This is a genomic window from Koromonas soli, from assembly GCF_059726265.1.
In genome coordinates, this window is the sequence record NZ_AP040872.1 from 1,202,042 (window position 1) to 1,215,487 (window position 13,446).

Here is a 13,446-nt window from a genome sequence, read left to right on the forward strand (position 1 = left end):
TGAATCGATTCTGAATTGAGTATTCGGCCCCTCTTCGCAAAGGGTCCGGCCGTCCACAGCAATTTCGTCAGAAAGGAAAATGTACTCTGCCCACTGATAACTCGCGACGGTTCACCATTGGTTTTTCCCATTCCGCGTGCAAAAGCTGCCGCCATTGAAAAGCCAATGTTAGTATCAGAGATGGATATCTATGCCTTTGAAAACACTGTTCCTCAATCCGCCCTCGTTTGAGAACTTTGACGGCGGCGCCAGCTCTCGCTGGCCGGCCACGCGCGAAATCGAGTCGTATTGGTACCCGGTTTGGCTTGCTTACCCTGCCGGCATGCTCGAGGGCTCGCGGCTGCTCGATGCCAACCCGCACCACGTCAGCGCCGAAGAAACCATCGAAATCGGAAAAGAATTCGATTTCATGGTGCTCTTCACCAGCACCCCCGGTTTTGATGGCGACGTGAAACTTGCTGGCCTCATGAAGCAGGCCAACCCGCGCCTCAAGGTTTGCTTTGTCGGCCCGCACGTTACGGTCTCGCCCGAGCACGCGCTCAGCCATCCCGAGATTGACTTCATCGTGCGCCGCGAGTTCGACTACGCCGTGGTCGAGTATGCCAATGGCAAGCCGCTCGCAGAGATTCTTGGCGCCAGCTTCCGAGGCCCTGACGGCAAGATCATCCATAATCTCGACCGCCCGGCCATCGAGAACCTCGACGAACTGCCTCATGTGACGGATGTTTACAAGCGCGACCTCGATGTTACGCGCTACAACGTGCCGTTCCTCATGCATCCTTACGTGGCGCTTTACTCCACTCGCGGATGCCCTGCCCAGTGCACCTTCTGTCTCTGGCCTCAGACGCACTCCGGCCATGCTTGGCGCAAGCGCTCTTCTGATGACATCGCGGCCGAAATGGCCAAGGCCAAGCAGTACTGGCCCGAAGTGAAAGAATTCTTCTTCGACGACGACACCTTCAACATTCAGAAGGCGCGCACCATCGAACTCTGTTCCAAACTGAAGCCCCTCGGCCTCACCTGGTCCTGCACCTCGCGCGTCACCACCGACTACGAGACGCTCAAGGCCATGAAGGAAGCCGGATGCCGCCTGCTCATTGTCGGCTTCGAATCCGGCGATCCGCAGATCCTCAAGAACATCAAAAAGGGTGCTACTCTCGAGCGCGCCCGCCAGTTCGTCAAGGACTGCAAGAAGCTCGGCCTCGTCATCCACGGAGACTTCATCCTCGGCCTCCCCGGCGAAACCCGCGAGACCATCCGCCGCACCATCGATTTCGCCAAGGAACTCAACGTCGAAACCATTCAGGTCTCCGTTGCTCACGCCTACCCCGGCACCGAGTTCTACGAGTATGTTAAGCAAAACGACTACGTCATTCGCGAGAACGACATGGTCGATCTCGGCGGACACCAAGTCGCGCACGTTGAGTACCCCGGCCTGCCTGCCGACTACACCATGGAAATGGTGCACAAGTTCTACGACGAGTACTATTTCCGTCCAAAGGTCTGGGTGCCCATCGTCCTTGGCTCGTTGTTCAAGAGCGAAGACCGCAAGCGCCTCTACAAGGAAGCCAAGGAGTTCCTCACCCTGCGCCGCTCCCGCATCAAGGCCGTGCAGGAAGCCCGAGCCAAGCAAGCCGCTCGCGCCACCGAAGAGCCTGCCAAGGTCTAACGAGTTTCACTAACAAGCCAAAGGCCCGCAATCGCGGGCCTTTCTCATTCACCTTGAAACCTTGAGACCTTGAAACCTACTCCGCGACACTCTCCGCCTTTGCCGGTACTGCGGCGCTCTTCACCCGATTCCTCCAGTGGCTCTGCACAAAGTAGAAAATCCCCATAAGCAGCACCAGCACGATCACCGCGTCCAGTCGGTGAAACCACTGCTTCAGCCGGGGATCGGAATCCCACCGTTCGCCCAAGGTCGCGCCCACGTAAGCCAGTGCGTAGCACCACGGCCACGATCCCACAAACGTGTACAGGTGAAATTTGCCCCGCGGCATGCGTGCGATTCCCGCCGGAAGCGCGATGAACGTGCGAACCACCGGCAGCAGGCGTCCGATGAAGACCGTAATGCTTCCGTACTTCTGGAAGAAGCGCTCGCTCACGTCCAGATCGTGACGGTTCATCAAGATGTACTTGCCGAAGCGTTCAATCAGCGGACGTCCGCCATAGGCGCCAACTTCATAAGCCAGCACCGATCCCAGATTGCAGCCAATCGCTCCCAGCGTTGCAACCATCGCCAGTGAACTGAAACGTCCTGTGTACACCAGGTATCCGGCAAAGGGCATGATGACTTCGGAAGGAAGAGGAATGCACGCTGACTCTACGCCCATCAGCACCGCGATGCCCGGGTATCCGAGCGAAGAAATCACGGCTTTGATGAATCCAGCCAGTGTAAGCAAAATATGTTCAATCATGAATCCTCAGAACTCTTGGTTGGAGTCTTGCGTAAAAACGTAGCCGGGCAGCAGGAGACCCTGCGGTGTCTTGGTTACTTTGATGCGGCGAGTCTCTGCCGAAGGTGCCGAAGCGTTGGCCGGGCGCAACATGGCAAACTGCGAAAATACCTCGTTATAGACCTTCGTCACCAGGAAGCTTTCTCCGCTGGCTTCCTCTTTCCAAACTTGTCCCAGCTGTATCGTCTTGACGGCCATACCTTGAGCCTAAAGCTTCATCTCCCCTCGGTCAATCAGCGAAAGCCCGCAAATTTCTACTCTTGCGGTCTGCCCGGACGACCCATAGGTGCCTGTTGCGTTTTCGGAAGTGCCTTTGGAGTTTTGCCCTCCAGCAGCGTCCCCAACTCGCCCGCCCCGCAACGAAGGCCAATGAAGAACGCGCCAAAGTTCGAGAACACTCCGCTTACTTCATCAAAGCGCATTTCGTAGATCAGCTTCTTGAAAACGACCGGTTCATCTGCAAAAAGATCAACGCCCCACTCCCAGTCATCGAAGCCAATCGATCCGCTGATGAACTGTTGTACTTTTCCGGCATACCGGCGGCCAATCTTGCCGTGCAAATCCATCTGTCTCTGACGTTCTTCAATCGGCAGCGTGTACCAGTTCTTCACCTCTCCACGCTTGCGATCCATCGGATAAAAACAGATATAGCGGCTGTCTGGAATCCTGGGGAACAGGCGTACATGCATGGCTTCGCGCTGCCTCTGCATTCCTTCTTCCAGCACCGCATTCCACTCAGCCGAATGCGGTTCCACTCCCTGTGCCGTAAGCGTCTTGTACAGCTTCACCGTCGAGTCATACAGCCCGAGTTCAATCACCGAAACGTAGGACGTTGCCGGTTCGAGGTACTCCATCAGCTCAAGCTGATTCAGGGCCAACTGTGCCTGATTCAGAGCCTCGAAGTCATTGCGGAAGTGCACAAACAGGATGTCGCCCTTGTGCCCGAACATCGAGAACATGGCCGAGCCAGCCCCTTCCATCTCTGCCAATGCCTTCTGCGCCTCGCCTGAAATCCGCGCCCGATCTTGTGCCGACTTCGCGCGCCACTGCGTCCAGCGAAAGCGGAAAAATTGGTGTAGTACGGCTGCGCCCTCCAGTGTCAACGGAACTGCTGGCAGCTCTGCATTCTGCACACTTACGCCTTGTTCGCTCGTGCTCATATTCTTGTGAAATCCCCGGCTTTCTTCGACCACATTCGGCAATCATTGTAACGCGTGCCGCGCCCATCGGCCCTGTGGCCCTGGGTGATACTATTTTCAGCTTAAGCCATGGCCACTACCGCAAAGAAAGCTTCCACCAAGACCGTCGCCAAGCGCACCACAGCGAAGTACAACCCCGTTGCTCCCGAACGCGTTTCGAAAATCCTGAAAATCCTTGACCAGACCTATCCTGCGGCCAAATGCGCGCTCAACCACCGCAACGCTTGGGAATTGCTCGTTGCCACCATCCTCTCCGCCCAGTGTACGGACGTGCGCGTCAACATGGTCACTCCCGAGCTGTTCAAGAAGTATCCCGGCCCCGAGTCGCTGGCCAAAGTTCAGCCGGAAGAAATCGAGCCCATGATCGTCAGCACCGGATTCTTCCGCAACAAGTCCAAGTCCATCGTCGGAGCCGCGCGCAAGGTCATGTCAGACTTCGGCGGCAAAGTTCCCGACCAGATGGACCAGCTTCTCTCGCTCCCCGGTGTTGCGCGCAAAACCGCCAACGTCGTGCTCGGCTCGTGGTTTGGCCGCGCCGAAGGCATCGTCGTCGATACTCACGTTCACCGCATCTCACGCCGCCTCGAGCTCACGAAGTCTGAGGATCCCATCAACATTGAGCAGGACCTCATGAAAATCATCCCTCAATCCAAGTGGATCGACTATTCGCATCAAATCATTCTGCACGGCCGTGCGCTCTGCGTTGCGCGCGCTCCCAAGTGCGTGGAGTGCCCCTTGGAAACGCTCTGCCATGCTGAGGACAAGACCTGGTCCACCGTCGAGCAGCACAAGGGAGCCATGGGCAAGAAAGCTTAGACCCGAGTGACCAAGTTGCTCTGCTAGCCGAATTACGATCAACGATTTATACTGGCTGGTCACTGTGTGGGGAGACACATGCGCGTACTACAGAGCATTGCCGCAATCGTCAAAGGCATGAGCATCACCTTTCGTGAGATGTTCCAGCCGACCACGGTCGAAAACTATCCCGACGGAAAAGGTCCCCTGCGCGGAGCTGTCTTTCAGGAGCGCTTCCGCGGATTGCACGTCCTTCAGCGCGATGAGGACGGCTTGGAGAAGTGCGTAGCCTGCTTCCTGTGCGCCGCCGCTTGCCCTTCCAACTGCATCTACATCGAGGCTGCCGAGAACACGGCGGAGAACCGCATCTCCAGCGCCGAGCGTTACGCCAAGGTTTACAACATCGACTACAACCGCTGCATCTTCTGCGGCTACTGCGTCGAGGCCTGCCCCACCGACGCCATCACACACGGTCACGGGTTCGAATTGGCCACCTACAACGCTACAAATCTCGTTTACCGCAAGGAACAGCTTCTCGCCATCTCTCCTGCGCACGAGGGCGAGAACGCTTTGTTCAACGCGGGCGATGCAGACAAGCAGAGAGCCCTGGCCCGCTAATTCGCATCAACGAATGTAACCGCTTCGGCTGGACAAAGCTGAAGCGGTTCTCTGCGTCTAATTACCACTCCTGTTTTGTTTCAGCTATCCTGTTATTTTCTGACGCGAAGGATCTCTACTCCTGATGAGCGAATTTCTCAAAGCCGTAAATGAGCGTGTCGTCGTGTACGACGGTGCCATGGGCACCAACATCCAGTTCCGCAACCTCACTGCCGACGACTACTGGGGCAAGGAGGGATGCAACGAACTGCTCGTGCTCTCGCGTCCCGATGTTATTGCCGACATTCACGCCGCCTTTTTCGGAGTAGGTTGCGACATTGTTGAGACCGACACATTCGGCTCAACCCGCATTGTGCTTGCCGAATACGGCCTCGAAGACCGCACTCGCGAACTCAATCTTGCCGCCTGCAAAGTCGCCCGCGACGTCGCCAATCAGTTCGCCACGCCCGCCCGTCCACGCTTCGTCGCCGGTTCCATCGGCCCCACTACCAAGCTGCCTTCCCTCGGACACATCACCTGGGACGCCATGCTTGCTGCCTACGTCGAACAAGCCGAAGCCCTCATCGAGGGCGGAGTCGATGTCCTGCTGGTCGAAACCTGCCAGGACATCCTGCAGGCCAAGTGCGCCGTCGCTGCCTGCTTCGATGCCATGAAGACTGTTGGCCGCCGCGTCCCCATGCAGGTGCAGGTCACGCTCGAATCCACCGGCACCATGCTTCTCGGCACCGAGATCGGTGCGGCCCTCACCACACTCGAAGCTTTCGATGTCGATGCCATCGGCCTCAACTGCGCCACCGGCCCACTCGAGATGAACGATGCCGTGCGCTATCTGGGCGATAACTCCACGAAGCACATCTCTGTGCTTCCCAACGCAGGCCTACCGCAGAACGTCAGCGGACGCGCCGTCTATCTGCTGCAACCCGAGCAACTCGGCGCCTATCATAAGCACTTCGTCGAAGACTACGGAGTCCGAATCGTCGGCGGGTGCTGCGGCACCACGCCCGAGCACCTCAAAGCCGTAGTCGATGCCGTAAGCGGCCTCACTCCCGCCGTGCGCAACGTGAAGCCCACGGCCGCCGCCGCCAGCGCCTACACCACTGTTCCTCTCGACCTCGATCCCAAGCCCCTCATTGTCGCCGAGGAGATGAACACCACCACGCGCCTTGAGCATTTCCGCGAAATGGTGCGCGCCTCCGACTACGACGGCATTCTCACCCTCGCCAAAAAGCTTGTGAACGACGGCTCGCACATGCTCGATCTCTGCTGCGCCATTGTTGGCGAAGACGAGAAGGCCTACATGGCCAACGTGCTCGAAAAGATCGCCACCCGCGTTCCGGCGCCCATTCTCATCGACACCACCGAGGCTGAGGTGCTCGAAGAAGCACTGAAGCGCACCCCTGGCAAGGCGATCATCAACTCCATCAATCTCGAGGACGGCGAAAAGCGCACCAGCCGCGTTCTGCCCATGGCCAAGCGCTACGGAGCCGCCATCATCGCGCTCACCATCGATGAAGAAGGCATGGCGCTCACTGCCGAAAAGAAGATTGCCATCGCCGAGCGCATCCACCATCTCGCGGTAGAGAAGTATGGGATCCATCCGCACGACCTCATTTTCGACGCGCTCACGCTTCCCATCTCCACCGGCCAGGAAGACTATCGCACTGCCGGAATCGAAACCCTCAAGGCCGTTGAAGGAATCAAGAAAGCTCTGCCCGAGTGCAAGACCATCCTCGGCGTCTCCAACATTTCCTTCGGCCTTAACGCCTACGCCCGCCGTGTTCTCAATTCGGTCTTCATGCGCGAAGCCGTGGATCATGGCCTAGATATGGCGATCGTCAACTACACCAAGATCTATCCCTTATACAAAATTCCTGAAGCTGAAGTTGAGCTCGCGCGCAAGCTGATCTACGCCGATCGCGCCGCCGGCGATCCATTGCAGATCTACATGGCGCACTTCGCTGCCATGAAAGGGAAGCAGGAGGTCGTGCCGACCGCGCACGCCGAGTCGCTCTCCGTCGAAGACAAGCTCAAGTTCTGCATCATCCAGGGAGAGAAAGGCGTAGGCGAGGGCTCCTCGCGTCAGACGATTGAGCAGATTCTCGATGTCGCTCTCGAAAGCTACACGCCGCTAGACATCATCAACAACATTCTGCTCGATGCCATGCGCACCGTCGGAGACCTGTTCGGCGCACGCAAAATGCAGCTACCCTCCGTGCTCGATTCCGCTGGCGTAATGAAGGCCGCGGTGGCCTACCTCGAGCCCAAAATGGAGAAGACTGAAGGCTCGCAGAAGGGAACTATGGTGCTCGCCACCGTCAAGGGTGACGTCCACGATATCGGCAAGAATCTCGTTGACATTATCCTCACTAACAACGGCTACAAGGTGGTGAACCTCGGCATCAAGCAGCCAGCCGAAACCATCATCCACGCCGCCCAGGAACACCATGCCGATGCTGTTGGACTCAGTGGCCTTCTCGTGAAATCGACGCTCGAGATGAAGTACGTCATTCAGGATCTCGAGATGCGCGGCCTCAAGTATCCGGTCATCTGTGGAGGTGCCGCGCTCACGCGCAAGTACGTCGAAGACGATCTTCGCCGCGAATATTCTTCCGCCGTGTTCTATGCCGAGGACGCCTTCGCCGGACTCCACGCCATGGAAGAACTCAGCGGCGCGCAACGCGAAGCCTCGATCCAGGCTGGCTCCGTCGTAAAGGAATTCGCCCGCGCCAAGGCCGTTGCCGACGCGAACCTCCCTCAGCAGCCTCGCGACCCCATCGCTCCCGCCGAGATTCCGCAGCCGCCGTTCTGGGGCGTTCGCACCGAATCCGATTTCGATCTCAACGCGCTGTTCAACTACATCAACCTGACTGCGCTCTTCAAGAACCAGTGGCAGCTCAAAACCGCCTCGCAGACCGACTACATCCGCCTTGTCGAGGAGAAGTACAAGCCCATCCTCGCCACCCTTGAGCAGGATGCGATCGATTGCAACTGGTTCGAACCCAAGGTCGTTTATGGATATTTTCCTTGCCAGTCCAACGGCAACGATCTCATCGTGTACGCCCCCGCATCCGGCCTCACGCTCGATGATTTCCGCAACTCGAGTCCGAGCTTCGAGGCGAATACCCTTCACGCTGGCTGCCCGCTTCCCGGCAATCTGCCCGAGCTCCTGCGCTTCACTTTTCCGCGCCAATCCGAAGGCCGCCGCCTCAGCATCTCCGACTACTTCGCACCGCAGTCTTCTGGACGCGCAGACATCCTCGGACTTTCCGTTGTTACCATCGGCTTCAAGGCCAGTGTTGAAACGCAAAAGCTATTCGAGCGAGGCGAATACACCCGCTACCTCTACCTGCACGGCCTCTCGGTCGAAACCGCCGAGGCCCTCGCCGAATACCTGCACCAGCGCATCCGCCAGCAGATGAACATTGCCGCCGATGACTCACCCAACGTCAACGACCTGTTCCACCAGAAATATCGCGGCTCGCGCTACAGCTTCGGCTACCCCGCCTGCCCCAACATGGAGGACCAGACAAAACTCTTTGCCCTCCTCCGTCCCGAGCAGAACATCGGAGTGCACCTCACCTCGACCTTCCTGCTCGAACCCGAGCAGAGCACTTCCGCCATCATCGTCCACCACCCAGCGGCGAAGTATTTCGTCGTGTAGAGAAATTCAATGCCCCATCCGAGCACTCTTCGGCTTGGTTGGGGCATCCGCTCGTCGCGTTTGGTTTTGATGTCATCCTGAGCCGCAGGCGAAGGATCCCAGCTCACTCCAAACATCCGCAACCGCCCTGAGGCTTTTCAGGCGCCCGGCTCTTCAGCCCCTCAGCCTCCTGCCGACAGTACCCAGCCTTCCACAGCCCGCACGTGACGGAATCCACCCCGATTTGTTACACTCGCAATGCGGGCAATCGCCCGTTCTGCGCCGCGGAGAGGTGGCAGAGTGGCTGAATGCACCTGACTCGAAATCAGACGTGGGGGTAACTCCACCGGGGGTTCAAATCCCTCCCTCTCCGCCAGCCTTTTCCCTGAATCCCGCAAAGCTTTCCGCATTGCGTTCCTGGCGCTCCTGTTTTCGATTGCAACATGCCTTAACAGCCATGCAAACGTTCTTACCATAGCTGCAAACCCGCAATTGCCCGCTACTCCCAATTGTGTTCTCATGTGAATTCCAAGAGGATTCCAGAAGGTAGATGAAGGCGAATATGCCGAACTCGGGTTCATACGGACTGAGCCATTCAGAACCCCGCGAACTCACGCGTAAGGCTCTCGAACTCGTTGGAGAAGTGGCGTTTGTCGTCGATTCTGACCTGAAGATCACATACTGCAATCCAGCTTGGGATAGATTTGCCCGTGCAAATGGAGGCGAGCGGGTGACCTCCGAGCGTGTTCTCGGAATAAGCCTGACCAGCGTCATTCCCGAACCCTTGTGCGACTTCTACGCCGAGGTTTTCGAGCGCTGTTTATGCCGCAATCAGCCGTTTGATTTTGATTATGAGTGTTCCAGCGAAGAGCATTACCGGTTGTTGCACATGAACATTCTTCCCCTCACGAGCAGTGGAGAACTCGTGTTCATCAACTCCACTCGCGTTGAAATCCCGCATTCGATCGAACGCGGGGCCGTGCCTCCCGGCGATGTTTACTTCAGTCGCCTTGGATACATAATCGTTTGCTGTAATTGCCGCCGAACGCAGCGTCAAGATGCCTCAGGCGGCTGGGATTGGGTGCCCGAGTTTGTGCAATCGCGCTATCTGAAGGTTAGCCATGGCATGTGTCCGGTCTGCGTCCCTTATTTCTACTCGCTCTATCTTTCCGCTTGACCTGCGTTTTCCATCCCGCAAACTCCGAACGCGAGGAAACGCACCGTTGCCCGCCATAGGTTGACACCGGTTTCGTTCACTACTGCAGAAAGGCTTTGTTTGGGATGCTGCTCGCACCAAGCGAATTTATCCGGCAGGCTCTGAACAGGCAGGCGTTTCGCGGCGAGGAGTCGTTTGCTACCGCGTCTTGCGACCTTCGCAGCGATGATTCTCTTCGGCCATTCTCAGGCTTGTTGGCGTGGGGCTGCCAATCGATTGCGTGCAAGCCATGCACGTCGAAATCGTGATTCCATTCGGTAAAGTCTTATGCAGGAATCCAGGAAGCGGCAATCTCGTCTGGACGATCTTGTCATCCAGCACTCGGTTCTTGGTCATTCCTGGTCCTCTGAAAGCATGTGTCATACCGGCGAACATTTCAATTTGCACGTTGAAGAAATGCATTGGAGTTCGCCACGTCAATCTTCGTCAACCGCAGTATAACTTTGTTCCCCATGACTTCCACCTTGGGGAGCATCAACTCTGCACACCGGGGGCACAACCACACATACTCGGTCTTGAACTCATCCCTGCCAACCGTGCTGCCAATATCGAGATCCAGTCGGAAGAGCTTCCCCTCATGCCGTTGGCGAACCGTCGGACACCAATTATTGGCGCACTTGCAAACCATAATGACCTGCTTTGCGTTGGATTACGCCTACCCTACGCGAAAGTACAAACACTTACTGTTCACCGTGACCCGGCCAGAAGTGAGTTTCCTCACATTGGCCCTGAGCTGCAGAAAACGTTTTAGGTGTTTTTTATCCCGAAATCTTGAAACCAGTGTTGAATCGCCCATCTGCCCGGCGTAGGCTGAATTCACCCCGAAAGTTACCTTGAGTTGGAGCGTGCCGATGAGCCGCAAGGTGATGGATTGTCGCTGGTTCCCCGCTGAAATTCCCTGTGAATTCGCCACTCTCGGAGATGAAGAAGAAGTGCTCGATGTTGCAGTGCAGCATGCAGTCGAGTCCCACGGATACCGCAACACTCCAGCTCTCAGGGAACAGCTTCGCGCCATGCTGCGCGATCATGAAGCCGAGGAAGCCGCCTAGGGCTCGACTTGAGAGAAGGGAACGCAAGCTGCGAACTATCTTGAGCCATCAGCAGTTTTGATATTTCCAGTTGCGTTGCTTGCCTTCGGCAATCCACTCGATGGCCGTCGCGATGCGCTTGTCGCGCGTCTCCTGTCGCTTCGCCTCGGCGATCCACTCGACGTACTCGCGCTTGCAACTGGCGCTGAATGCCTCGAATACCTTGGCGGCCTTCTTGTTCTTGCGTAACGCCGCGACAAACTCCGCAGGCGTTTCCATCTTCGGTTTCGGCGCTCTCTTCGCTTTGCTGCGCGCCGCCATCGGACTTGTGTATTGTCCGCTCTCGATGAATTCCGCCGCCTTACGCAGCCATGCGAGAACTACTTCGTCGGAAGGCAGATCCTCCAGGCTTGTAACTTTTCCGTACGCGCCCATTCCATTCGATTGCGACAGCTTCTCCTTCCGAAGCACTGCGCCGATCTCTTCGCCCCAGAAGCCGAAGGCGCAATGCTCTTTGAACGCCGCCATGTAACACAGAATCGCGCCGCGATGTTCGAAGAAAGGCCTGCTCCACTTGATCGTTTCCTCCACCGTGGGACAGGCGTCGTGTACCAGCTCGCGCCAGTGTTTCAGAATCGGTTCTGCAAATGCCTGTGCTTTTGCGATGTATGCATCGACTTGTGGATTGAAATTCTTTCCAGCCATAGGGGCCTTCCCATGAACCGCGAGTCAAGCTTATCGTCTGGATTTTATTCTTGCTAAGTTTTACGTGTCGTCCGCTTCTGTTGAAAACGTCATGCCGCGCCCAATTTCCCTGCAGCAAACAACCAGGCGAGGCTTGCGCTGGGCAGCGGGTTGCATCCGGAATCCATACAAAATTTTTATTCTTCCCATATCTAAACCGAGCGCACCAGTGATATATTCCTCCGGTTGCGGCAGAGAGTAGAGAAGCCGCCCGCTACTTACACGGCACACGTGTATGCAGCGGGCGGCTTTTTGCTGTAGCGCACAAATGGGCGAATTTGAAAATTGGAACACTCAAAAGGAGAACGTAATGGCGAGATCTCCAATGTTTCGTGGTCTTCGTAGCGGTTTCGGAAAGCTTGCACTACTTTCCGGCTATGCGTTGATCTTGATCGTGTTGGCGTTCCCCACCTTTGCACTTTCCGGGGACCAGCCGACCACAACTGATTCTGCGGTTGCCACTTCTGCTCCCGCTGATCCGCAGGCCGACACCACCTCTCCGGCAGCTGGAACTCCATCTGGTGGCATGATGTTCATGCACCAGGACTACATGTTGAACTGGGGACCGGAACGCCAGAGACTGGCTGACAAGGGCTTCACCTTCAACTTCTTCTACATTACCGATGCCTTCGATGACGTGCGTCGTCCTGCTGGTGTAAGGGAGACCTTCAACAACTGGAACCGTATTCGCGGCACCGTCGATCTCGACTTCGGCAAGATGAATGTGGCCAAGGGGCTCAGCTTCCACGCCACAGGCGTATGGCAGAACGGCTCCAACATGGGAGCTGTGATTGGCAGCATCGCCAATCCCAGCGGCCTCGTCAGCTTCCACCAGTTCCGCGTCGATTCCATGTGGTTGCAGCAGAAGTTCGCTCATGAGAAGGTCACCGTAACCGCGGGACTCATGGCGTCGCAGGACTTCTACGGCATTCAGGAGTACGGCGGCAGCTTCCTCATCGAGCCGTTGGATTACAACTACGGCAACATGGGCAACGTTCGCGCCTCCTACGATCCTTCTTCGGGTCCGGGTGCTGAACTCAAAATTGCTCCGACTAAGAAGTACTACCTCAAGACGGGATGGTTCATGCCGTCGAGCAGAGAATTTGTTGCCAGCGATGTCCTGCACACAACTCATCCGCCGCTCTATCCCACGGGCTTCGACTATCGCAACGGATCGTTCGGCTCCACCTGGAACACTGAGGTGGGTTTCTACACCGATCCTGACGCGCCCACCAGCCGCAAGAGCTACCCCGGCATCATCAAGTTCGGGGCGATCTACAACGGCGGCCGTGGCTTCACCAACTACAGCACTGGCAGAACCGAAAGCGGAAACTACACCGTGTACCTCCAGGCCAACCAGCCTATCTACCGTGTAGCTGCCGGCAGCAATCGCGGAATTGACTTCACGTTCGGCTTCAACACTGGCCCGCAGAAAATGAGCCAGGTTCCGACCGAGTTCACGACCGGACTGATCTTCAACGGTCCCATCACTGGTCGTCCCAAGGACAGCCTGAACTTCGGATTCGTGTACAGCAAGATCGGTGCTGATTTCAACCGCCTTGCTGCTCTCACGCCCGCTGGCCGTTTGCAGGACGAGAAGGCCTACGAAGTCAATTACAAGATCCAGGTCTTCCCGTGGTTCCTTCTGCAGCCCGTGTATCAGTACTACGCCAACGTAGGTGGACGCAGGGTTGGTACTGCCGCGCTCGCCGGATTCCGTTTGCAGACGACGTTCTAAACGCTCACAGACTGG

At 57.0% G+C, this 13,446-nt stretch carries 12 protein-coding genes and 1 tRNA gene; 8 read left to right on the forward strand and 5 right to left on the reverse strand.

Annotated elements, in window-relative coordinates; genetic code table 11:
• Positions 1-190: 190 nt before the first annotated feature.
• A complete protein-coding gene (hpnJ, locus tag AC6IY8_RS05225; protein ID WP_497777652.1) occupies positions 191-1,669 on the forward strand; it encodes a hopanoid biosynthesis associated radical SAM protein HpnJ in 1,479 nt (492 codons plus the stop codon).
• Between the two features lie 76 nt (positions 1,670-1,745).
• On the opposite strand, the gene AC6IY8_RS05230 is transcribed toward hpnJ, so the two are convergent.
• From AC6IY8_RS05230 to hemQ, 3 genes are read right to left on the reverse strand one after another with little or no spacing between them, the layout of a single operon-like run.
• A complete protein-coding gene (locus AC6IY8_RS05230) occupies positions 1,746-2,414 on the reverse strand; it encodes a DedA family protein (RefSeq protein WP_497777653.1) in 669 nt (222 codons plus the stop codon).
• A gap of 6 nt (positions 2,415-2,420) precedes the next feature.
• Positions 2,421-2,651 carry a hypothetical protein gene (locus AC6IY8_RS05235; RefSeq protein WP_497777654.1) on the reverse strand — a complete coding sequence of 77 codons (231 nt, stop codon included), beginning with the start codon at positions 2,649-2,651 and terminating at the stop codon, positions 2,421-2,423.
• Positions 2,652-2,707: 56 nt separating this feature from the next.
• On the reverse strand, positions 2,708-3,613 hold the full coding sequence (gene hemQ, locus AC6IY8_RS05240; RefSeq protein WP_497777655.1) for a hydrogen peroxide-dependent heme synthase: 906 nt from the start codon (positions 3,611-3,613) through the stop codon (positions 2,708-2,710).
• A 108-nt stretch (positions 3,614-3,721) separates the two neighbouring features.
• Between hemQ and nth the strand changes: the two genes are divergently transcribed.
• The 5 genes from nth to AC6IY8_RS05265 all read left to right on the forward strand — a co-directional run bounded on the left by nth (position 3,722) and on the right by AC6IY8_RS05265 (position 9,882).
• A complete protein-coding gene (gene nth / locus AC6IY8_RS05245) occupies positions 3,722-4,468 on the forward strand; it encodes an endonuclease III (protein ID WP_497777656.1) in 747 nt (248 codons plus the stop codon).
• A 78-nt stretch (positions 4,469-4,546) separates the two neighbouring features.
• The gene (gene nuoI, locus AC6IY8_RS05250; protein WP_497777657.1) at positions 4,547-5,065 is read left to right on the forward strand and encodes an NADH-quinone oxidoreductase subunit NuoI; all 519 of its coding nucleotides are present in this window, start codon (positions 4,547-4,549) and stop codon (positions 5,063-5,065) included.
• 124 nt (positions 5,066-5,189) lie between these two features.
• Positions 5,190-8,726, forward strand: a complete 3,537-nt coding sequence (metH, locus tag AC6IY8_RS05255) for a methionine synthase (protein ID WP_497777658.1) — start codon at positions 5,190-5,192, stop codon at positions 8,724-8,726.
• A 265-nt stretch (positions 8,727-8,991) separates the two neighbouring features.
• A tRNA-Ser gene (locus AC6IY8_RS05260) sits at positions 8,992-9,081 on the forward strand.
• 186 nt (positions 9,082-9,267) lie between these two features.
• Positions 9,268-9,882, forward strand: coding sequence for a PAS domain-containing protein (locus AC6IY8_RS05265; RefSeq protein ID WP_497777659.1), 615 nt, complete (start codon positions 9,268-9,270; stop codon positions 9,880-9,882).
• Between the two features lie 177 nt (positions 9,883-10,059).
• Here the strand turns inward: AC6IY8_RS05265 and AC6IY8_RS05270 are convergent, their stop codons facing one another.
• Positions 10,060-10,257: a hypothetical protein gene (locus tag AC6IY8_RS05270; protein WP_497777660.1), complete on the reverse strand. Its 198-nt coding sequence runs from the start codon at positions 10,255-10,257 to the stop codon at positions 10,060-10,062.
• A gap of 515 nt (positions 10,258-10,772) precedes the next feature.
• Between AC6IY8_RS05270 and AC6IY8_RS05275 the strand changes: the two genes are divergently transcribed.
• Entirely contained in the window at positions 10,773-10,970 is a 198-nt protein-coding gene (locus tag AC6IY8_RS05275) for a DUF1059 domain-containing protein (protein WP_497777662.1), read from the forward strand.
• A gap of 48 nt (positions 10,971-11,018) precedes the next feature.
• Here AC6IY8_RS05275 and AC6IY8_RS05280 read toward each other — a convergent pair whose 3' ends face one another.
• Positions 11,019-11,654 (reverse strand): YdeI/OmpD-associated family protein, encoded by a 636-nt coding sequence (locus AC6IY8_RS05280; RefSeq protein ID WP_497777663.1) that lies wholly within the window; start codon positions 11,652-11,654, stop codon positions 11,019-11,021.
• Positions 11,655-12,003: 349 nt separating this feature from the next.
• Here AC6IY8_RS05280 and AC6IY8_RS05285 point away from each other — a divergent pair, with 349 nt between their 5' ends.
• Complete coding sequence (locus AC6IY8_RS05285; RefSeq protein WP_497777665.1) at positions 12,004-13,431, forward strand: carbohydrate porin; 1,428 nt, start codon at positions 12,004-12,006, stop codon at positions 13,429-13,431.
• The last annotated feature ends 15 nt before the right edge of the window (positions 13,432-13,446 follow it).